Below are 22,966 nucleotides of genomic sequence, written 5' to 3'. Positions count from 1 at the left end.
TTTTTTCCTCTTTTCTCTATCTGTAACTTGTATCTTTTTTACAATTCCGCTATACCGGTTACTCCCACATAGATCTGGGAGATTTTATACCATGTACGATAGTCTACCACACCTGTCGCCGGCAGTCCAAAAATAGATTGGAAGATACGCACCGCTTCCGCCGTCAAAGGTCCGTAAATACCATCCACAGCCACACGCGGAATCGCCGGATAATCCCCTGCAATCACATTCAGATGTTCCTGCAGCTGGCTCACCTTTTTTCCTTCTGAACCCACGGACAGTTCTCCTGCCCAGGATGTCGGTATGCCACTGATTTCTTCCGCTGTGCTAATATAGATATTACTGCCATAATAATAACGAAGAATTTCTATGGTACGAAGCCCCTGATCTGCCAAATCTTTCGAGCCCCACTGACTGAGCCACTTTGGACATCGTACATTTTTCCCATCACAATATTGCGTCAAAATTGGTTGCTTGACATTTGGTCGTGCCAGATAATTGGTATACATTTCATCGACCACTTGTGAAATCGATTCAAAGATGGTACGTCCATACGACCATTTTTGATCGTATGCCGTTGATGATGTAATGGTAAAATCATACCCTTTGCCACGATACCACTCCGTATAAACACGGTTCAGTGTAAATGACATAATGGCAAGTACATTTGCACGAATTGCAGCATCCGGCCAGGTCGCATAGATTTCACTGGATGCCACATTTTTGATATAATCCGGATATGTCACATAATAGTTCTTCGCTTTTGCATCGGACGGAGTTCCATCATGCACAATAATATACTCTGGGATCACCACGCGGCTTAAAACGATTTCTCCGGTTTCAGTAACTGGTTTTACCTCTGTCTCCGGAATTTTAGGCGTTTGCGGTACATAAAGCGTATTGCCGGGCACCACAATTTCTTCTGTTTTTCCTGTCATACTTCCCGTGGGGATCAAAGGAACCGGCTGCAGTGACAGTTCCTGCGGCAATACCTCCGCATTTATCAGTTCTAATGTTTCATACCCTGCAGCTTCTACCACGATATTATATTGTCCATAAGGCATCCCCATTGCCTGCGATTCTAAGCTGTATTCTAACGGCGGTGTTTCTACACGTATATCCGGAATCTGTCCTGCTCCATCCGAAACATAACTTGCTATTTTCTCACCATCTGACGCCCGGTAAATGCTCACCTGCGCCCCACGCACCGGTCCTCTGTTAGTACTATCATATAATTCAATTTCGAGTTCTCCTGAAGATGCAAATCCTATGTTTCCTGGTGTTGTCACATCCATTTTTTTCTCCTGCAGCCATCGTCTCTTTACTATATGACAGCATTAGGAAATGCGTGATTTTTCATCCACACTTCGATCAATCTGTAAATTCTTATAATACTGCATAGGTGTCACACCATATTCTTTCTTAAATGCCCGGAAGAAATGGTTGTACCCACCAAATCCACCCAGTTCATACACTTCGCGAATGCTTTTCCCCTGCTCAATATAGCGTCTGCAAAGATCAAGTCTTGCCTTTACAATATAAGCATGTGGTGTCTCTCCGGTCATTTTTTTAAATTCTCTTACAATGTGATACCGGCTGACATAGAATTCATCCTCTAAACGTTCCAACGTAATATCCTCCGTCAAATGTTCCTTAATATAAATAAAGATATCATCCATCACCACATGTTTTTTCTTATTCACCTTATGCTGTCTGTCCTCCTGCACAGACGAGCGCAATGCCAAAATAAGCAAAATGGTCAACTGGCTCTTCTCATATAATGCATGTGCAAATTTTTGTTCTTCTTTTGCCATTACATAGAGTTTTTTCGAAATATTTTTAATCAGCATTGCTGCTTCACTCTCTGCATGTACCATTTTTACCTGAAATGGTACGACATCAAACGCCGCATTCAAATCGGTATGTTCATCGGAAAGTGTTTTTAGTAAGTCAGCGCCAACATAAAGAACATACAGTTCCAACGGATATTTGTTTTTACGGTATTCCAATTTGATACGATTGCCGGGTTTGATAAAAATAAGATCTTCCATCGTACAAACCTCATTCCGTTCCTCTGCCTGTAAATAGGAAACACCGCCAACAACAAAAATAATGGTATGGCGATTGCTTTGTCCAAAACTTCTCTGGCCGCTCTCCACAATCTTTACATGCTCCATTTCATATCCTTGTCTCTTCATATGTTCACTTTGCACATTCCTTCCCTATATTTTTTGTTTATTTTGTCAATTTTAACGATATATCAATTTTTCATAGTTTGCAAGCAATTTTTGTATATGTGGTCTCTTTTTTTGTTTCTATAATAATACTGTAGCTACCAAAACATTATAAAACGAGAGGTATTTTATTATGAAAGAAACAAGACCTTTTTCTATGAAGGACAAAATCGGCTACACTCTGGGGGATTTAGGGTGTTGCTGTACGGAACAATTCCGTGCTATGTATCTAGCAATTTTTTACACATTGGTATTAAAAGTAAATCCAGTACACGTTGGTATCTTAATGTTGGTGACCAAATTGTGGGATGCCATCAACGATCCACTCATCGGTGCATTGGTTGATAGCCACAAAAACACCGGAAAAGGTAAATTTATTCCTTGGATTAAATTTTTCGCTTTCCCAACTGCTGTTCTTTGCGTGTTAGGATTTGTTAATGTAAGTAACTTCGCATATGGTGCCCGTCTTGCATATATGTTCATTACTTATGTTGTATATGAAATTATGTACACTTGCGTCAACGTTCCATTCGGAAGTCTTTCCAGTGTTATGACAGACGATGTAAACCAGCGTACAGACCTTTCCCGCTATAGAAGTCTTGGTGGAACCATTTTCATGACGGTTATCGTTATCGCTGGTCCATTATTCCTTTACAAGGATAACCAGCCGGTACCTAGTCATTTCCTGATGATGGCTGCTGTCTGTGCCATCATCGGTTTCATCTGCTTGATGATTACAGCAAACTGGTGTAAAGAACGTGTCATTACAGAACCTATAAAAGAAGAAAAAGAAAAACTCAATTACTTACAAGTATTAAAAGATATCACCAAAAACAAAGCTTTACTCGGTGTTATGTTATCAAGCTTTATCGGTATCGTTGGAGCAGGTATGGTAAACGGATTGAATACTTATTTATTCCGTGACTACTTTGGAAACGTTGCTATCATGGCAATTTCTGGTATGTTAAGTGTCCTTTGGTCACTCATCGCTTTCGTTGGTATCAAGTTTGTTGCAAAGAAATTTGGTAAAAAAGAATGGATTATGTACAGTGCTACTTTCTCTGTCGTTGTATTTGCCATTTTATTCTTCTTCCCAATGAAGAATCCTTTGCTCTTTATCATCATCAACGGTATCTGCTATCTCGGTGTCAGCGGTTTCCAGGTATTGATCTGGGCACTTGTAAATGATGCCATTGATTATCAGGAACTCCAGACTGGAAAGCGTAACGAAGGTATCGTTTACTCTGCTTACACTTTCTTCCGTAAGCTTGCAAATGCAGTATCTGGAAGTATGAGTAGTTTCGCACTTGCGATTGCTGGATTTAACGTAAATCTGGAAGTACAGAGTGACGCTTTCGCTGGACATCTCTGGAAAACCTATACCGGCTTATATGTTGTTGGTTACTTATTAGCTGTACTTGTATTAAAGTTTGTATATCCATTAACCAAAGAAAAAACAGAAGAAATGTTACAGCAGTTAGCAGATAAGAGAAACGCTGCAAACGCTGAATAATTTTTAGAAAAGAGGTAAATCACATTGATCAAACAAGTCGAACTTACCAATCGTTCCGGTCACGTTTTACGCGGAATTGTAGATATCCCAGATGAGGGTTCACGTTTTCCTGCCATTGTAAATGTACATGGCTTTACTGGAAATAAGAGTGGCTACAAAAACAGTTATACGCAAACGGCAAGATTTCTTGCAAAGCATGGTTTTGCCAGCGTACGTTTCGATTTATTCGGAAACGGGGAGAGTGATGGAGAATTTGAAGATATGACATTTACCGGCATTCTTGAAGATATTGAAGATATTATAAATTGGACAAAACAGCAGGATTTTGCTGATCCGGAAAAAGTAATTCTTTCCGGTCAGAGCATGGGCGGCTATGCAGCCGCTACTGCTGCTCCAAGAGTAAACCCTTACGCATTGATTCTCATGTGTCCGGGCGCCGGTATGTGGTTTGGATGTAAGGAACGCGCCGAAGCTATGGAGGCAAAAGGCATCACCAGTGCTGATATTGAAGGACTTTGCTTTGCAACATCTTTTAATCATGATTTATACCAGTACGAGCCGTTTTCTTCCGCTGCTGGTTACGAAGGTCCTGTCCTTATCGTTCGTGGTACCGCTGATGATTTAGTAGACGATGCTACCTGCCACAAATATGAAACACTTTATTCTGGAAAATGCACCTACCAGACCATCGAAGGTGCAAACCATAACTTTGCCAGTGCTTCTGCAAGAAAAGAATTAAATGAATCTATTCTTACCTTCTTGCAGGCATTAGAATAAATGAAACAGACTTGAAAGGAAGTATGACTTATGAAACTATTAGAACCTATCGCAGTTGGAAAAACAACCTTTAAGAACCGCTTGATGTTCCCTCCGCTTACAACCGGATATGAGGAAAAAGACGGTTCTATCGGGGAACAGAGTTTCCGCTTTTACGAACGCCTCGCTAAAGGTGGTGTTGGTTATATTGTAATCGGAGACGTTGCACCTCTTGCAACCTTCTCTCCTACACCAAAGCTTTTTTCTCCTGCACAGGCAGAAGGATTCAAAAGACTCGCAGATGCTTGTCACGAAAATGGTGCAAAGCTTGGAATCCAGTTGTTCCACCCTGATTACAACGTTGCCGCATTAAATGATTTATTCCATCAGGGAAAAATGCAGGAAGCAAGAGCAAAATTGCATCATGATATGCAGCATTTTGTAAACGAAGTAACTGCAGAAGAACTTGAAGAGATCATCAAGCACATGGAAAACTGCGCTATTTTAGCACAGGAAGCTGGTGTTGACTGTATTGAAGTACATGGAGACCGTCTGGTTGGTTCTCTCTGCTCTCCAATCTTAAACCACAGAACAGATGAATACGGTGGAGATCTTGCAAACCGTACACGTTTTGCATTAACACTCGTAAAACGTTTAAAGACCGTTGTTCCGGATATGGTGATTGATTATAAACTTCCTATTGTAACTCCACTCGGTGAAAATGCATTCCGTGGTAAAGGTGGTCTTCCATTTGATGAAGCTTGCATTTTTGCAAAAGAATTGGAAGCAGCCGGCGTAGACACCCTTCACGTAGCGCAGGCAAACCACACAGGAAATATGGGTGATACCATTCCTGCTATGGGAACACAGCCATACGGCTTTATGGTTTCTTACTCTAAGAAGATCAAGGAAATCGTTTCGATTCCAGTATCCGTTGTAGGACGTATTGTGACACCAGAAGCTGCTGAAGCTGTACTTACCAGCGGTTCTGCTGATATTATCGCACTTGGTCGTTCTTTGCTTGCAGATCCTGATTTTGCTAATAAGTGTGCAGATAACCACGCTGGTTGTGTCAGAACATGTATGATGTGTAACAAGGGTTGTACCGACAACATTCAAAACCGTGCGTTCTTAAGCTGCGTTTTAAATGCAGAAAATGGTTATGAAGGAAGCCGTCAGATTACTCCTGCTGCTACTGCAAAACGTGTTGCCATCGTTGGTGCCGGAATTGCAGGCTTAGAAGCTGCCCGTGTTGCTGCTTTACGTGGTCACCAGGTTACTATTTTTGAAAAGTCATTACAGATTGGTGGACAGTTACTGATTGCAAGCGTTCCACCAAGAAAAGAAGAAATGATGCGTAGTATCAACTACTACTGCAACGTATTACCAGAATTAGATGTCACCTTCCGTCTTGGTCAGGAATTTAGTGAAAAAGATTACGCTTCCTTCGATGAAGTCATCGTTGCAACAGGTGCAACGAATGCCATCATCCCAGTTCCTGGAAAAGACCTTCCAACGGTTGTCAGTGCATGGGATGTTCTTGCAAAGAAAGAAATCGTATTTGGCAAGGTATCTGTCATCGGTGGCGGACTTGTCGGTGTCGAAACAGCTGAATATCTGGCTTCTCGCGGATGCAAGGTTACCATCGTTGAAATGATGGATCAGATTGCAAAAGAAGAAAGCAACACCGTTCTTCCTACATTGATGAAAGAATTAAACAGCCATGAAGTAGAAGTTCTCACTTCTGCTAAATTGATGGAAATCACAGAAAATGCGGTTATCGTTGAAAAGACAGTTGACGAAAAGACAGAAAAAGCAGAAGTTGCTTCTGATTTCGTTGTTATGGCTGTTGGTGCAAAGAAGAATGTCGCAGAATTAAACAATTGCACATTGCCAATCCACTATGTTGGTGACTGTGCCGGCGAACGTCCAAGCAACATTGATCATGCAATCAAATCTGCTTACGACGTAGCATGTGAATTATAAAAGCACTTCTTTTCGAAGTTGTTTTATAACAGCATAATGAAACTCCCAAAAAAGGCGCTCTGCATAAGCAGAACGCCTTTTGTATTACTTACAATATGATTTATGCAAGTGCTGCTGTAATGATAGCCATAGAATAAACTTCTGCGGCATTACATCCACGGGACAAGTCATTAACAGGAGCATTTAATCCTAAAAGGATAGGACCGTATGCTTCAAAGTTACCAAGTCTCTGAGCGATCTTGTAACCGATGTTACCAGCGTTGATATCAGGGAAGATAAAGGTATTTGCATGACCTGCTACTTCTGAATCCTTACACTTTGTACGAGCAACACGTGGTGAAACGGCTGCATCAAACTGAATCTCTCCCTCGATTGGAAGGTTCGGGAATTTTGCCTTTGTCTTAGCTGCTGCATTACGCATCTTATCTACATCTTCGCCCTTACCGGAACCAAGTGTTGAATAGCTAAGGAATGCAACCTGTGGGTCAATACCGAAGATTCTAGCACATTCTGCTGTCTCGCCTGCGATTTCCACCAATTCGTCCTCTGTAGGATGAATATTGATTGCGCAGTCTGCCATAGCAAGTACTTCGTTCTCACCTGTAGCAGCTGGACGAACCATGATAAAGCAAGAAGATACGATAGAGTTGCCCGGCTTTGTCTTGATCAACTGCAAAGCAGGTCTTACGGTATCTGCGGTAGAATAAGTTGCACCACCAAGTAAAGAATCAGCAACGCCCATCTTTACAAGCATGGTACCAAAGTAGTTTGCCTGTGAAAGAATGCCTCTTGCCTGCTCCGGGGTAACGCCCTTTTTCTTTCTCAGTTCGCAGAACATCTCGATCATCTCGTCCATTCTGTCGTAATTTGCTGGATCAATGATCTCTGCGCCACGGATATTAAATCCACTCTTTTCTGCTGCTGCTTCTACTTCCTCCGGCTTTCCGATCAAGATCGGTGCTAAGAAATTAGATGCAAGAAGTCTTGAGGATGCCTCAAGAATACGAGGATCGGTTCCTTCTGTGAAAACGATCTTCTTTGGGTTTTCTTTTAAAATGTCAATTAACTGTCCAAATCCAAACATAACTGTTTCCTTTCATACAAATTTATTTCTTATTTTCCATCCATCATTCTATCACGCACAGTTTATTTTTCAATCGCTTTCGCGCAAAATCATGTTTTTTCTACAAGACAATAGTTAGTTTATACAAACCTGATAGATTTCTTCCAGAACTTCCGGCAGGTCTTGCGGATCGATTGCCGTATAATTGATGATAAATGTATGCGGGATCACCTGACTGCCGTCATAGGTATAATCGCTCATACCCCGCAGGCGGATGCCCCTTTGTTGCAACTGATCCTTGATAACGCTGTCCTCTTTTTGTGTATCAATATGTAAAAGAAAATGCAAGCCGGCATCCTCCTCATAGATGGATGCCATCTGCCACAGACGGCTTTCCTTTAATTTGGCAATGACCTGATTTCGGTGGTTCTTGTAAAAATTGCGCATACGGTTGATATGCTTTTCAAAGTAGCCCTGCTGCAAAAAAGCAGCCAGGGTGTACTGCTCAAAATTTGACACCGTGCAGGCATAAAAGCCTAAATTCTCTTGGAATCTTCCGACCAGCGTCCGGGGTAGAACCATATAACTGATACGGATAGAGGGGGTCAGGCTCTTGGAAAAGGTATTCAGATAGATCACCCGCCCCGCTCCATCAATACTCTGCAAGGTCGGAATGGGCAGACTGCCAAAACGGAACTCACAGTCATAGTCATCCTCAATGATATAACGTCCCTCTTTTTCGGCTGCCCAGGCAAGCAACTTCTGCCGCCTGCTGATAGGCATAGCAATACCGGTCGGGAAATGGTGGGTCGGCGATGTATGGATGATCTCTACCTTTTGCTTTCTCAGCGACTCCATGGAAAGTCCATGCGCATCCAGATCCACATAGCGGTAGTCCACGCCATTATGCGCATAGATCTTCGCCAGTTTTTGATAGCCCGGATTTTCGATGCCATAGACATGGTCTCTCCCCAAAAGTTGGATGAGCAGATGATACAAATACTCGGTTCCCGCACCGATCACGATCTGTTCCGGCAAAATACGCATACCGCGAAAATGATACAGATGGTCCGCGATCGCCTGCCGCAGTTCATAGACACCTTGCGGTGGCGACGGCAAAAGCACATCCTTCGATTGGCCACTTAATACAGCACGCATCAGGTGTGACCACGTACTCATAGGGAAGCGTTCCCGGTCTACATGGTTGGATGCAAAATCCATCCGCCAGTTTGCCTTTGTTTCCTCGTGGCTGGCATCGTCCCCCTCAATAAAAATTTTCACCGCAGGATCCTCTTGTAAAGGTTCTGTCAGATAGGGCTGCACCGCCGCCACATAATAACCCTTTTTCTCCACGGCATAGATATATCCCTCTACCAACAACTGCTCATAGGCACTGGCAATGGTCATCACGGAAAGTCCCAACTGCTTGGCAAAAGCCCGCTTGGACGGCAGGTGTTCCCCCTCTTTTAATCTTCCTTCCTCAATATCTTCTTTTAATACTTCATATAAATATTGGTAGTAGGGTTTTTCGCCCCTCTCCTCAAAAGTATAGGTAAGCATATACATTCCTCTATTTTTCTTTCTTCGTAAAAATCGACTTTTCCTAGTATTTCTCTAGGTTTTTCAGTATTTTTTAATCTGGTATGGTCGAATTTGTTTAAAATGGTTATTTTCACATGACCAATTATGCATATAATGATACTCAGTTACTCGCACAAAAGCAAGACTTTTGACAAGATAAGAGAAAGAAGAGGGAAAAATATGAAAACGAAAAAATTGATTTTTGCAGCTTTATTTGCAGCACTGACCTGTGTTGCTACCATGATCATCAAGGTACCGACACCTACCATGGGTTATATCCATCCAGGTGATTCTATTGTACTTTTGTCAGGATTTTTACTTGGACCACTTTATGGCGGACTTGCAGCCGGTATTGGTTCTATGTTCTCTGACTTATTTGGCGGATACTTCTCCTATGCACCGGCAACCTTTGTCATCAAGATGCTTACCGCTGTATTTGCCAGCCTAGTTTACCGTGCTTTTACCAAGAAACTTTCCGAAGTTTCCGGTGGCAAGCAGGCAGCCTTTACCGCGATCAGTGGTGTCGTTGGCGAAGCCTTCATGGTATTTGGATACTTTGTATTTGAGATCTTTTTGATGGCACTCGCAGCAGGCGATGGTTTCTCAAGCACAAGCCTTGCCGCAGGTCTGGCATCCTCAGCCAGCGGTGTTCCGTTCAACATCGTGCAGGGACTCTTTGGTGTGATCCTTTCCACCATCCTGTATCCACTCTTAAAGAAACCGCTTGCGCAGTATTCTAAATAATTTTGTAGTAAATTCATTTTCATTTGCAAATTTTTCATTCTTACATATAATATATATGTCTAAGAAACCATATTCGTTTATAAAGGAGTATGAAAATGAATTTACCACTAGATCCCATGATGCTGCTCAGTGTCGTCAACATGAATTTAAGAGACCGATATCCATCCCTTGCAGAGTTTTGTGCAGCAGAGAATGTCGATCAGGCAGATCTTGAAAAACGACTGGCAGCCATTGATTATTATTATGAAGCAGACAGCAACCAGTTCCGCTGATGTTCGCTTACTGTCCAGACATGAAAAAAGGTTTGTGAAGCCTTCCCAGGTTTCACAAACCTTTTTACTTTTGGTTCTTTTTACGCCTCGTCAATCGCCTTGCCGATGTCGTGGCGCATATATTTGTTTTCAAAAGAGATCCAGTCTGTTGCCGCATAAGCCTTGGCTCTGGCGTCCTTTAAATCCTTGCCCTTGGCTGTAACACCAAGTACACGTCCGCCATTTGTCACGATCTGTCCTGCATCATTTAAGGCTGTACCTGCATGGAAGCAGAAATACTCCTCATTGTCGAACTTATCAAAGCCTGTGATTGGAAATCCCTTCTGGTAGGAAACCGGATAACCATCTGATGCAAGTACCACGCAGACGGCTGCATTATCCTCAAATTCCAGCGTCAACTGATCTAAAGTGCCATCCACACATGCTTCCATAACATCTATAATATCATTCTTCATACGCGGCAGTACAACCTGTGCCTCCGGATCTCCAAATCTGGCATTGTATTCCAAAACCTTGGGTCCGTCCTCCGTGAGCATCAAGCCAAAGAAGATAACACCCTTAAACTCTCTGCCCTCGGCTGCCATAGCATCCACTGTCGCCTGATATACATATTTCTTGCAAAATTCATCCACTTCCTTGGTGTAGAAAGGACTTGGAGAAAAGGTTCCCATGCCTCCGGTATTTAAACCTGTATCTCCATCCCCGGCACGCTTGTGATCCTGCGCGCTGCTCATGATCTGGATGGTCTTGCCGTCCACAAAAGAAAGCACAGAGACCTCGCGTCCGGTCATAAACTCCTCGATGACCATGGTATTGCCGGCATCTCCGAACTTCTTGTCCATCATGATGGTATGTACCCCTTCGATGGCTTCTTCCAGGGTATTGCAGATCAATACACCCTTGCCCAGTGCAAGACCATCTGCCTTTAATACGATCGGCATCTTGGCGGTCTTTAAATAAGAGATCGCTGCCTCTGCGTCGTCAAAACGCTCATAGGCTGCCGTAGGAATATTGTATTTTTTCATAAGATCCTTGGAAAATGCCTTGCTTCCTTCCAGAATTGCCGCATTTTTTCTCGGTCCAAAGACCTTTAAGCCCTCTGCTTCAAAAGCATCCACAATACCACCGACCAAAGGGTCATCCATACCAATGATTGTAAAATCAATGGCGTTTTCCTTAGCAAATGCAACTAATTTATCAAAATCCATGGCACCGATCGGTACACATTCAGCGATCTGACCGATTCCGGCATTGCCCGGTGCACAGTAGATCTTGTCTACCCTTTTACTTTTTGCCACGCTCATACAGATCGCATGCTCACGACCGCCACTGCCTACAACTAATACTTTCATGCCATTCTCCTTACTCCGCAATTCTAACTTTTCCATCTACCACGCTAACCTTGCCTCTTGCGATCAGATCGATCGCCTGCGGCATGATCTGCCATTCTGCCTCTTCCATCACACGACGCTGTAAAACTTCCGGTGTATCATCCTGCTGCACAACTACTGCCTTTTGTAAAATGATCGGTCCCGTATCTGTCCCCTCGTCCACAAAATGCACAGTCGCACCTGTCACCTTGACACCTCTGGCAAGCACACCCTCGTGCACTTTCAAGCCATAGTAGCCGGTTCCGCAAAAGGACGGAATGAGCGACGGATGGATATTGATGATACGATTGCGATATTTCTTTATCATGATCTCCGGGATCACGACCAAAAATCCGGCGAGTACGACCAGATCCACCTTGGCTGCATCCAGTTTTTCCAAAAATGCCGCATTAAAGGCATCCCTGTTCTCATAAGATTTCGGCGAAATACAGATACCCTCAATACCAGCCTTTTTCGCACGTTCCAAGGCATAGGCATTTGGATTGTTGCTGATGACCAGGGAGATCTCGGTATCATGGATCCGCCCTGCTTCTATCGCATCAATGATCGCCTGAAGATTGGTACCGCCACCGGACACACAAACTGCTAATTTTAACATAGATCTACACCCTTTTCACCATCAATGATCTTACCAACAACATATGGTCTATCCCCAGCAGAACGCATTGCTTCCATGGTCTTATCGACATCTGCCGGATCCACGGCAACGATCATGCCAAGTCCCATATTGTATGTATTATACATCATGTGTTCATCCACATTTCCTTTTTCTGCCATCAACTTAAAGATTGCCGGCACTTCATAGGAATTCTTCTCTACAACGGCACGCTTGCCTTCCGGCAGCATACGCGGGATATTCTCATAGAAGCCGCCGCCTGTGATATGGCTGCATGCCTTGACTGTCACACCTGCATCCTTAACCGCCTTTAATGCCTTGACATAGATTCTGGTAGGCGCAAGCAATGCCTCTCCCAGTGTTGTGCCAAGTTCGTCATAATAGGTATCCAAAGACTCTTTTGTCATGTCAAAGATCTTGCGCACCAGAGAAAATCCGTTGGAATGTACCCCGGTAGATGCCATACCGATCAGTACATCGCCATCCTTTAAATTCTCACCGGTAATGATGTCCTTCTTGTCTACGACACCAACGGCAAAACCTGCCAGATCATACTCATCTTCCGGCATAAGTCCGGATGCTCTGCCGTCTCGCCGCCGACCAGAGCACAGCCGGACTGCTTACAGCCTTCGGCTACACCGCTGACGATGGTTGCGATCTTTTCCGGATAATTCTTGCCACAAGCAATGTAATCTAAGAAGAAAAGTGGCTCGCCACCTGCACATGCCACATCATTGACACACATGGCAACCGCATCAATACCGATGGTATCATGCTTGTCCATAAGAAATGCCAGTTTTACCTTGGTACCACATCCATCTGTACCGGAAAGAAGAACCGGTTCCTCCATATCCTTGATGGATGAAAGATCAAATGCACCGGAAAATCCGCCAAGACCGCCCAAAACTTCCGGTCTCATGGTCTCCTGCACATATTTTTTCATCAATTTGACAGATTCATAACCTGCCTCAATATCTACACCTGCTTTTTTGTAATCCATACTTTTCACTACTCCTTTTGTGCTGTTATGAGTATCTCTGTTCCCATTATAAAACCTGTGTCTTAGAAATTCTAGTAATAAAAACTACTAGGATATATTAGTCATCCTAATATATCCTAGTCCCATGCATCTTATTATTTTTCCATATAAGCCTTGTAGCCCACTTCCTGTAAGCGCGCGTCTTTCTCTACGACCTGATCTTTCAGATCCTCGCTGTATTTCTTTAACCTCTCTAAGATCTCATCATCGCTGGTCGCTAAGATCTTGGCTGCCAAAATGCCCGCATTTGCCCCACCATTGATAGCGACGGTCGCAACCGGGATACCGCTTGGCATCTGCACGATAGAATACAAAGAATCCACACCGCCAAGATCAGATGTCTTCATTGGGATACCAATGACCGGCATTGGGAAAAGTGCTGCGCACATGCCCGGAAGATGTGCTGCCTTTCCGGCTCCCGCAATGATGACCTTAAAGCCTCTTGCCTCTGCCCCCTTCGCATATTCAAAGAACACATCCGGCTCTCTGTGTGCGGAAATGATCGTCATTTCATAATCGATCCCCAGTTGTTCCAAGACCTCTGCTGCCTTTGCCATGATCGGCATATCAGAGTCGCTGCCCATTACATTCCTACTTTAGCCATTTTCTTTTCCTCCTTAAATTGTAAGTCTCTTCTATTTTATCGTTCCAATTCAACGTTTAATTCCTCGGTTCCCGGCAGGACAAATCTGCCCTGTGAAAGAATGGTGATCTTTCTTCCATCCGCACATTCCACCACGATATCGCCCAACTCATCATAAGGGATGGTAATATCGGTATGACAGTTAAAATATGCCTGGTTCACGGTCTTTGGGTCCTTGCGGAGCAAAGATACGCTATTGTCTCTCGCTACAACTTCCTTACCGTCCGGGTTATACATCGGCACATCTTCCGCATGGGAATAACAGGTATCACCCACAGCAAAATGCGGTCCTGTCTTTTCCGCGATCAGGATCGGCAGTTTGTCCGCAATGTCATAATCTCTTGCCATGCGGTAAGCCGTCGTGTTAGTGCCGATCGCAAACTCGCCCAACGGCAGGGTCTTATGGTGATAAAGGACATTGTCCTGAATGTATTTTTTATTCTCTGCTTCCGTCTCAAAGTTGGCACAGTCATAGGCTGTGATCTTGCCGTCCGTAAATACGACCTCCAGATCTTTGTAACAGAGTTCTCCCAGATAGACCTGTGTCACATGCAGAACACCATTGGTTCCTTCCAGGACCGGAGATGTAAAGACTTCCCCCACCGGAATATTGACATCGGCCACGCAGTTTTCAAAGATCGTCTCTTTTGCAGGATCCGCCAGCGGATGCAGCTGCACCCGGATATCTGTGTGATTGTCTCCACGTCCGGTCACATGTACGCTCTGTCCCTGATCCAGTGCGTCAATGATATGCTGCTGGATGGTCTGGTATTTTTCATAGTCTAAGGTGTTGAGTTCAACGGTCTTGGCAAAGATCTCCTCAAATTGATCGCCGATCGCCGGCAATGGATAGGCAATGATGGTAAAACTGTAGGATTCTCCCGGGATATAGGTGTTGGTGATCTTACCGGATTCCACAGCATTATATACGTTCAGAGAATTCTGCTTGTCGGAATACTTGGCATTTGCCTCCTTGTTGACCGGCGCAAATGGTTCTTCGCCAAAGACTTCCACAACCGCCGGACCGCCAAAGGTCAGTGCCTTGTCTTTTTCCTTTTCAAAGGTGTCACGCATGACTTCCAAGCGGCGTTCTACAAAGGATTTATCAAAATAATATGCCTTATCATCCTTGTGGTCATAATCATACTGACGGTTTGGCGATACACTGTAATAACCACGCTTGCCACCGCCCCTGCCGTAAAGTGAGATCGTCGCCTCACGCAGGATGGTCGTCTTTAAGCCCATGTCTGCAAACTGTGCCATGGCAGCCTTTACCATACGCTCCATGCCAAGCGGTGCCTCGATCTTGACCGTTTTTTTCGCATGGATATCCTTGCCAGCCATCTCAAAGCCCTTGCGATAGCCCTCCGTAAAGGTATGCGCCATAGCATCGATCTGATCTTGCGGCATCTTTCGCAGATAATCTGCCATCAAAAGTTCATTCTTACCGACCGGTGCACCGATGCGGTAAAGATAGGCATTGCCGGATAAGTCTGCTTCCTCGATCCATTTGGTAAAGAAATCATAGGATGGATCGATCATTGGCAGAATCGTATCCGGTACAAAACTTTCCGCATAGTCATGATAGAACCAGTAGATCGCATCCTTTACATTTCCTGCAATCCATTTCAAGGATTCCCCGGAGAATGCTCCTGCCTCTGTTCCCATCTCCTGCATTTCTTCCACAAAACAACCGTGGAGTTCTACAAAGAGTTCGTTCCAGATGCAGAGCAGGTCCAGCCTTTCTTCAAAGGCATCCGGTATGGTCGATAACAGATCTGCATAAAGCATGCTGAGCATACCGCCCAGTTCTGCTCCCAGCGTCTCCTCGGCATATTCCGGATTTAAATAAGAAGCCTCATAGACCGCCGGCTCCAATCTGCCATACAAGTCCGCGTGTATCTTTTGCCGTTCCTCTAAGGAAAGCCTCTCATAGGCACCCTCTGCCACACAGACATATGTCTTTTTTACCAGCCCAAGAAATGCTGCCACTTCTTTAAAATAAGAAGCAAAGGGATCCGGCACCTCCGCATCTTCCTTTAACTGATCTACCCGCTCACTTACCAGAGCAAATCGTTCTTCATATTCTTCCTGTCGCTCTAATTGTCTCATTTTTCTACCCACCTGTCTTTTATCCAATCAGAATACCGATACAATATAAGATCACCCAGCATGCCGTCGCGATCGCCGGAACGACCACGCCAAGGATACGGGATATTTTTTCAAAATTATCATTGCGTGCCATATGCGCTCCTGTCACGCATGTCGCGATCGCCAGGATCATGGCAAGCACCGAGATACCGCCGATGATATTGGCACTGCTGCCATCTGTATTTGCTGCAATAAAAAGTGCCAGTACCAGGATCAAAAGCGATGCCGCCGCTCCCAATGCCGCACCTATGGATGGTGTAGATAAGGGTTTCTTTTGCCCACTATATCTTCTACTTCTACGATTCATGTCTATATTTCCTCCAAACCCGATAACACAGGAAGCCCAGCATACCGCCCAAGGTATTGAGTATCACGTCATCCACATCACAACAGCCCACGCGGCTGAACAACTGGATCACTTCTACCGTGATGGAAAACTCCATGGAAAAAAGTGTTGCCGCCCAGAGATCGATCGGTCGTCTGCTGATACAGGGCAGGAAAAATCCAAAAGGGGCAAAGCCTATGATATTGCCCAGCAGGTTCAAAAGTACCCGCCCGGTTCCAATCGTCTTGTGATATTGGATGTAACGCATGATCTCCCGAAAAGGGATCAGATTGTAGCGATACTCATCCACTGCATTTTCCCGAAATGCCTCTGCAAAAAGCAGAAAATATATCAATAGTCCCATATAGAGGATAAAAGGGATCACATACCGGATCTTATTTGTCTTGTTCATAAAATAACCATCTTTATCGCACGCCATACTGGTCATAGTATGCGTCGATAGCCGCTTTCATAGAATCGTCAATGACTATTTTACCCTGATGCTCATGATTATATAAGTGTTCTACCACTTCTGACATAGACACAATGGCATTGGTCGCAAAGCCGTAAGTCTCTGCCACTTCATCCAGGGCTGACTTGCTGTGGGCGCCGGAGAGTCCGATCTCCTGACGATTTAAACTTACCATAAGACCTACGATCGTAACGTCACCCTGTGCGCGGACGATTGGAACGGTCTCTTCCATAGACTTACCAGAAGTTGTTACATCTTCAATCATCACAACACGGTCGCCATCTTTGATTTTATAGCCCAAAAGAGAACCCATATCTGCACCATGATCTTTTGCTTCTTTACGGTTGGAGCAATATTTTACTTCTTTTCCATATAAACGATAGAAGCTTCTGCCGTGATGACTGCCAGCGGAATACCCTTGTATGCCGGTCCGAATAAGACATCGAAATCTTCGCCGTAAGCATCGTGGATCGCCTTTGCATAATACTCGCCCAGTTTCATCAACTGTGGTCCGCTGACATAAGCACCAGCATTCATAAAAAATGGAGATTTACGACCGCTCTTTAAGGTAAAATCGCCAAATTTTAAAACATCACTCTCTACCATAAACTCAATGAATTCCTTCTTGTAACTTTCCATATAATCAAGACCTCCTCTGATTCTTATTTTTCCTTTAAACCTTCCACAATTTTACTATAAACTCCCCCGCCTTGCAACCACAGGGATTTTCCCGAACATAAAAAAACAGACATCATCACAAGCAAAAAGAATGCCCCCACCATCACTTCTGCCTGGGGGAGCATTCTATCAAATCGTCATGTACTGTTTATTTCGTTTTCTTTTTTACGAGCGTTACTGCCATGCATCCGCAAAGACCGGCACCTAAAAGCAGAAGCCATGCGATAGGTAATGAAGTATCGTTTGTCTTTGGCGATGTCGTTGCTGGGGTTGTTGTAGTTGCAGCCACGTCTTCATATACCAATGCATAGGTGGAAAATCCATCCGTTGCAAATGTAAATTGTTTTGTATTCGCATCAAACGTTCCGTCAATGACCGTTGCTTTTCCATCATGAATACGAACCATGCGATAAACTCTCTTCACACTGGTATCTGTGTTAATAAATTTATCCGGGATTGTGATGGTTATACCGATTGCACTGCTTGGATCTGTGATATTCCGATCCGCTAAGCCTGCAATCTGAAGCAAAAGATTGATGTCATACGTTTCTGCCATCTTATTCTTGCCAATGACACTTTCGATTAATTTTGCTTCTTTCTCTGTCAATGTCTTAACATTTACATTTAATATAACATTTGCATTTGCGCCATCTGCAATCGCTTTCTTTTCTGCCGCGGTAAGACCAATCGCATCTAATAGTTCCTTTGTCGTCTGTGAAAATGTTGTCTGTGGTGCACCTGCGCCGGCATTAGCCTGTGTACTATAAACCGGTGTCTTACTCTTTTCTTTCTTTACAATAACATAGGTAGAGAACTGATTGGTTGCAAAAGAAACCGTTCCGTTGATTGCTGTTGTATCAAGTGCTGTCAGCTTTCCATTGTGGTTTCTCACTACCGTATAATCGTAATTGGCGTCATAATCCTTCAATGCCAAAGATAATGTGATTGGCTTTTCAAATTCCGTAATTCCGGTTTCCCAATTGGTGCCATTTCCTTTGCTGACGACCTGATTCAAAGAAAGATCTACTGCCTCTGCTGCTACAGCATCAGAAACAAGAGCTGTGGCTGCTGCTGTGTTATACTCTGTGTTATCCGAAACCTTCAACTCCAGATTTCCACTGTTTGCAGCATTGGCACCATTTGCAATTGCAGCATTTTTGACTGTATTTCCCGTTGTCACTACGGCATCTTCTGATTTTGTAAAAATGCCTTTGAAGTGAACGCTTGTATCCGGCATGGTAAATGTGAACGTAGATACATCTTTTTGTGCCTCTAACGTAGCGCCGCCATTTAACTGAACTCCCGATAACTGGTAACCATAATCTGGTGTCAGCTTAATGGTAATCTTAGCACCAGGATCTGCTGCAAAGTGTCCGCCATCTTTGTTTCCTGCATTTGCTGCAAAATTGTCCGGATCCTTCGGAAGCTGTGCAACCGGTGTTCCGTTTACTGCAATAATTTCTGCTGTTCCATGCTCCAAATAAGCATCTTTGCCATAACGCACATCGTCATACGCCCATGTGATCGTGTTGACCTTTTTATCAATCTGGATATGCTGTGAGCCAGAGCCATCCAAAACGAGCGGTGCATTTTCGCTAAAGCCTATGCCCGCTACATTTGGCATAAACTGTACCATATAGTTTGCATCGTATTTTACATAGAGAGAAACTTTTTTTACAGAATCCGCAAACTGATAACGACCGTCCTGTGATACGGTAACCATCTTACTCTTTATCAAATCGTTAATCTTCTGATAAGAGGTATCCTCATTCACCTTTACATAAATATTGTTGGCATCATTTCCTGCAGCAATCATTTCACCAAATTTATCTCTTGCATTACCTTCTAAGACAAATTCAATTCCCTTTGATACTGGAGGCTTAGGTGGCTGTGGTGGATTTTCTTCGCCGCCGGAACCACCCGCTGCAGAAGAAAATCCAATATGCTCAAACTGATACTTTCCATCTGCTTGCAGTTTCAATCCCTCATTTGACTTTAATGTTTCCAAATTTGTTTGCAATATGTCCTGTCCATTAATACGTAACGCCATATGCTGCCCCAAATTGGCATTTTTCTTAACAACAATTCGTACATTTGTTGCCGTTACATCCCCTGTTGTCGTTTGTGTATGCCAAGTATCTGCATCCCCATTTTTCCATTGCACCTCACCATGTGATATATCTGTACTTTCAAACGAAGCAAACGTCAGATTTCCCGTGTTTTCCGCCGTACTTCCTGCCGCTTCTCCTTCTGCCAATACTTTTTGTGCCGGAATCATCGTTACCGTCAAAAGCATTGCTAAGACCAGCGATAAAATTCCACGCATCCTTCCTTTTGTTTTTTTCATGTTGTCTTCCTCCTTTTGTCGTTTTTTATCTATGTATTGTTATTTTCTTGCATACCATCCCATTTTAAAGTGAACCGCTGCCACCACAGACAACGCACTTGAAACTGCCACCGCACACAGGACAATCCCGCTTCTCTTTGTGTCGTCCTGACTTCTTCACTCATATCCATCGCTGTCGTAACTGTGATATTCTGTTCTTTTGCCGCTTCCGTTACCATACGATCCATTTTTGTCTGTAATTCGGTAGCATTCAAATCGGTCGTACATTCTGTGATGGTAAGTGCTACCGTCTGGTCTTCTTTCATGTAGCCTTTTTCTGCTGCAATAGAAACCACAGTCTGTAATGTCTCGTCTAGTGTTTTCCCGGCAAACGATTTCTTGCCATATGCATCCTTTGCATCTGCATTCAGGCATTCCAATGCCACGACATTTTCATCTTCATCAAGATAAATATTAAATTCAGGATTAATTTTTACATGAATCACAGCCACATACTTCACATTCTTTAATAGTGCTGCTACGTCATCTCCTGTTTCTTCCGGTTCATTTGTCTTTTCTGTTTTCTGATTTGTCGCACTCTTTTGTTCTTCCTGCTTTGCTTTTCCACATCCAAACATCATGGTAGAACATGCCAATACAAGGCAGAGTAAACAACAAAAAACTCCCACATTACGTCGTTGCATACGCTCACCCTCCAACAAAGTATTTACTACTTAATGATGGGTAAAATTCTAGCATATGCGGTCGTAATATGGGAGTTGACATATGTCTCAAATTGTCAAATTCCTTTACTTTTCCTGCATCCAGGCATAATAAAATTGGAGCAAACCAATTCTTGCCTTGGTATTTGTTTTCTCATTCATATTCGAAATATGGCGGTACAATGCTGCCCGCGAAATAGCAAGCTGCGTTGCCATCTCTGTCACATTATCTTCTGAATGAAGCATGCACGCAAGCACTTCCACTTCACGCGGTGTTAAGGAAAATTCCTGCGCAAAAAGTGCAAGCCATTCCTCTTCGCTTTTCTTATGTGTTTCTAATATCTTTTCTGTTTTTTCTGCTTCCTGCGATAAAATTGCATTTTCCTGTTTCCATCGCATTTGATCCCCATATCTCTGGTATACAAAAATCAAAACACTTGTAATGGCAAATAACACAAGTGCAATTACAATGGTGACATAACTTGGCGAATGTAAAAGTGCCAGTGACATTGAAGCCGTTCCCACCGCACACAGATTGTTGACAGCACGCCCCAGTCCAGCCCATAGTTTTCCCTCTTTCATTGCATACGAAAGACGCATAAAACTGCTGGCAAAATAAATGGAAAAGAAGCCGGCCGACAGATAAAATACAACCAATCCCAATAGAAATGGTCCACCGCACGTGATCACAACCACGCAAATCGTTGAAAGCATCATCACACAATACATGATGATGTTCTGGTAAGCACCTTTTTTGATATCATATAAAAATCCTGCAAGCAAACCACTGCACGCAAGTAAAAGTCTCGGCCATTGTCCAATATCCGCACCTCCACCAGCATGTACCAATGTCACCGCGTTATCTAATGTTGCAAAAATAAATGTCATGAGAGCGACAATAAAAATCAACAGCATGCCAATCTTTCGTGCAACACCATCCGCTTCTATGAGCGGATGCGTTTCTCCTTGCGCATCGACCTGCTGTGCTTTTACCATAAACAAACCTTCCATAACAGCAAAGGCCAGACATAAGAAAATTACCTGCACTGCTACGGATGAAATACAATTGTTATTGATAAACTGTAATAAAATCCCAAAGGCATAGGCACAGCCTACTGTCCGTGCCAAATGCGATTTTTCCGTCTCAATTTCTGTCGCAAAAGTCTGCGCCACCAAATAATGCACACCACTTCCAAAATACCCAAGCAACAAGAATAAAAACAAACCTGCGCGCAATGTATGTCCATAGCCGCTATGAATCTTGATAAAAAAGAACATCAGAATCACAGCAGCACTGCTCATGCTCCAAAACAGTTGCTTTATCTTTGCCGGTAACATTTTTTCCATTGGTGCATACAACAAAAATCCCAGCACACTACTCCCTAAGATATAGCTCTGTGCTAAGACCACACCATCTGCATCTGTCACAAAAGCCATCATATTATCAAAATAATATTCTGCACCAAGAAATACAAAGTAAAAAATTCCTAGCATTAAAATGGATTTCACAGTACCTTTTTTCATATCATTCATCCTACCATTCAATAAGAGCCAGCCACTTGGGCTGACTCTATCCTTATTTATACACCCTATTTATTGAAACAACATGAAATCATTATAACGCAGTTCCAAAGACACTAAAGGAATTTATTCTATATAATTGTTAAATTATGGTTCGAAATCATAGGCTTCGTAGGCTGTTGTATCGGAATAGTCCCACCATTCTCCCGCATAACCTACAAAACCACATTCTGTCATCACACGCTCCATCATTTTAGCGTTTCCTGCCGCTGTTTCCGGCACATCGCTGTAATCACGGTCTGCCTTGAGAGAAAAATCATCGAATGCCGTCGGCATTTCCACCTCATTTCCATCGAATGTAACAAGCGTCATGTCAATTGTCCCTCCAAGGTTATGTGCTTTCATACCATTGGCTGGGTTTGCAACATAACGTGGATTTGGACAGACTTGCCACAACTTTTCCTGTGCCGCAAACGGACGATAGGCATCCCATATTTTTATGTAATATCCCATAGTTTTGAATTTTTCCTGTGCCACTGCGAGTTTTTTTACTGTTCCATAGCGCAAATAGGCATCCTTAAAATCGTAGATGACCGTTCCCGTAAAATTATCAGCTGTGGCATATTTAAGGTCGATGACAATATCCGGAATATAGTCCATGATCCTGACAAAGTCGGTATCCGCTGGTTCTGGTAACTGTTCTGGAAGTTGCTCTGCTTGCCGACTTTCCCTTTCTATTGATGTTTCTTTTTCCTGTTCGACCTTTTTTCCCTCTGTCCTTTGCACAGTTTGATATCTGCCATAGAAGATGACTCCTATCGTAAGACCAATCAGGACTACCTCAAGAAACAGAAACCCTCGTTTCTTTTTTTGCAAATTCATCTAACATCCTTCCACATGATCTGAGCCATTGCAGGCTCTTGTCACGTCATT

At 43.5% G+C, this 22,966-nt stretch carries 18 protein-coding genes and 3 pseudogenes; 5 read left to right on the top strand and 16 right to left on the bottom strand.

Translation table 11 applies throughout. From position 1 onward, the window contains the following. Positions 1–38: 38 nt before the first annotated feature. Together DW996_RS00480 and DW996_RS00475 are read right to left on the bottom strand one after the other, a co-directional pair. Positions 39–1,295, bottom strand: a complete 1,257-nt coding sequence (locus DW996_RS00480; RefSeq protein WP_118534540.1) for a peptidoglycan-binding protein — start codon at positions 1,293–1,295, stop codon at positions 39–41. 42 nt (positions 1,296–1,337) lie between these two features. Beyond that, on the bottom strand, positions 1,338–2,198 hold the full coding sequence (locus DW996_RS00475; protein WP_118534539.1) for a helix-turn-helix transcriptional regulator: 861 nt from the start codon (positions 2,196–2,198) through the stop codon (positions 1,338–1,340). Positions 2,199–2,367: 169 nt separating this feature from the next. Here DW996_RS00475 and DW996_RS00470 point away from each other — a divergent pair, with 169 nt between their 5' ends. Genes DW996_RS00470 through bilR form a run of 3 tightly spaced genes read left to right on the top strand, consistent with a single transcriptional unit; the run spans position 2,368 to position 6,489 of the window. Next, on the top strand, positions 2,368–3,747 hold the full coding sequence (locus tag DW996_RS00470) for an MFS transporter (RefSeq protein ID WP_118534538.1): 1,380 nt from the start codon (positions 2,368–2,370) through the stop codon (positions 3,745–3,747). Between the two features lie 24 nt (positions 3,748–3,771). Then, positions 3,772–4,524, top strand: a complete 753-nt coding sequence (locus DW996_RS00465; RefSeq protein WP_118534537.1) for an alpha/beta hydrolase family protein — start codon at positions 3,772–3,774, stop codon at positions 4,522–4,524. A 30-nt stretch (positions 4,525–4,554) separates the two neighbouring features. Then, positions 4,555–6,489 carry a bilirubin reductase, long form gene (gene bilR / locus DW996_RS00460; RefSeq protein ID WP_118534536.1) on the top strand — a complete coding sequence of 645 codons (1,935 nt, stop codon included), beginning with the start codon at positions 4,555–4,557 and terminating at the stop codon, positions 6,487–6,489. Between the two features lie 100 nt (positions 6,490–6,589). Here the strand turns inward: bilR and pta are convergent, their stop codons facing one another. After that, the gene (pta, locus tag DW996_RS00455; RefSeq protein WP_118280780.1) at positions 6,590–7,573 is read right to left on the bottom strand and encodes a phosphate acetyltransferase; all 984 of its coding nucleotides are present in this window, start codon (positions 7,571–7,573) and stop codon (positions 6,590–6,592) included. Positions 7,574–7,687: 114 nt separating this feature from the next. Continuing rightward, on the bottom strand, positions 7,688–9,112 hold the full coding sequence (pdxR, locus tag DW996_RS00450) for a MocR-like pyridoxine biosynthesis transcription factor PdxR (protein WP_118534535.1): 1,425 nt from the start codon (positions 9,110–9,112) through the stop codon (positions 7,688–7,690). A 201-nt stretch (positions 9,113–9,313) separates the two neighbouring features. Between pdxR and DW996_RS00445 the strand changes: the two genes are divergently transcribed. Beyond that, positions 9,314–9,877, top strand: coding sequence for an ECF transporter S component (locus DW996_RS00445; protein ID WP_118280778.1), 564 nt, complete (start codon positions 9,314–9,316; stop codon positions 9,875–9,877). Between the two features lie 95 nt (positions 9,878–9,972). After that, positions 9,973–10,149: a DUF4250 domain-containing protein gene (locus DW996_RS00440; protein WP_118280777.1), complete on the top strand. Its 177-nt coding sequence runs from the start codon at positions 9,973–9,975 to the stop codon at positions 10,147–10,149. 80 nt (positions 10,150–10,229) lie between these two features. Here DW996_RS00440 and purD read toward each other — a convergent pair whose 3' ends face one another. The 12 genes and pseudogenes from purD to DW996_RS00380 all read right to left on the bottom strand — a co-directional run bounded on the left by purD (position 10,230) and on the right by DW996_RS00380 (position 22,915). Then, entirely contained in the window at positions 10,230–11,501 is a 1,272-nt protein-coding gene (gene purD / locus DW996_RS00435; RefSeq protein WP_118534868.1) for a phosphoribosylamine--glycine ligase, read from the bottom strand. A gap of 10 nt (positions 11,502–11,511) precedes the next feature. Beyond that, positions 11,512–12,138, bottom strand: a complete 627-nt coding sequence (gene purN / locus DW996_RS00430) for a phosphoribosylglycinamide formyltransferase (protein ID WP_118280776.1) — start codon at positions 12,136–12,138, stop codon at positions 11,512–11,514. Then, positions 12,132–13,156 (bottom strand): annotated as a pseudogene (gene purM, locus DW996_RS14650) (phosphoribosylformylglycinamidine cyclo-ligase). The gene purN and the pseudogene purM overlap by 7 nt, the downstream one beginning before the upstream one ends. 134 nt (positions 13,157–13,290) lie before the next feature. Next, a pseudogene (gene purE / locus DW996_RS00420) lies at positions 13,291–13,799 on the bottom strand (5-(carboxyamino)imidazole ribonucleotide mutase). Positions 13,800–13,835: 36 nt separating this feature from the next. Then, positions 13,836–15,950, bottom strand: a complete 2,115-nt coding sequence (locus tag DW996_RS00415) for an aminopeptidase (protein WP_118534533.1) — start codon at positions 15,948–15,950, stop codon at positions 13,836–13,838. A gap of 19 nt (positions 15,951–15,969) precedes the next feature. Beyond that, entirely contained in the window at positions 15,970–16,296 is a 327-nt protein-coding gene (locus DW996_RS00410; protein WP_118280772.1) for a hypothetical protein, read from the bottom strand. After that, positions 16,286–16,726: a VanZ family protein gene (locus DW996_RS00405; RefSeq protein WP_118280771.1), complete on the bottom strand. Its 441-nt coding sequence runs from the start codon at positions 16,724–16,726 to the stop codon at positions 16,286–16,288. The genes DW996_RS00410 and DW996_RS00405 overlap by 11 nt, the downstream gene beginning before the upstream one ends. 13 nt (positions 16,727–16,739) lie before the next feature. Continuing rightward, positions 16,740–17,425, bottom strand: a pseudogene (gene pyrE, locus DW996_RS14645) (orotate phosphoribosyltransferase). Positions 17,426–17,612: 187 nt separating this feature from the next. Continuing rightward, entirely contained in the window at positions 17,613–19,811 is a 2,199-nt protein-coding gene (locus tag DW996_RS00395; protein ID WP_118534532.1) for an InlB B-repeat-containing protein, read from the bottom strand. A gap of 29 nt (positions 19,812–19,840) precedes the next feature. After that, a complete protein-coding gene (locus DW996_RS00390; RefSeq protein ID WP_118534531.1) occupies positions 19,841–20,494 on the bottom strand; it encodes an anti-sigma-I factor RsgI family protein in 654 nt (217 codons plus the stop codon). 105 nt (positions 20,495–20,599) lie between these two features. After that, a complete protein-coding gene (locus DW996_RS00385) occupies positions 20,600–22,036 on the bottom strand; it encodes a helix-turn-helix transcriptional regulator (RefSeq protein WP_118534530.1) in 1,437 nt (478 codons plus the stop codon). Between the two features lie 144 nt (positions 22,037–22,180). Next, complete coding sequence (locus tag DW996_RS00380; protein WP_118534529.1) at positions 22,181–22,915, bottom strand: M15 family metallopeptidase; 735 nt, start codon at positions 22,913–22,915, stop codon at positions 22,181–22,183. Between the last annotated feature and the right edge of the window lie 51 nt (positions 22,916–22,966).

The sequence above is a fragment of the Roseburia sp. AM51-8 genome, from assembly GCF_003478275.1.
Taxonomy (GTDB): Bacteria; Bacillota; Clostridia; order Lachnospirales; family Lachnospiraceae; genus Pararoseburia; species Pararoseburia lenta.
The sequence above is the reverse complement of the archived record's forward strand: the minus strand, read 5'-3'. Positions and strand labels throughout refer to the sequence as shown.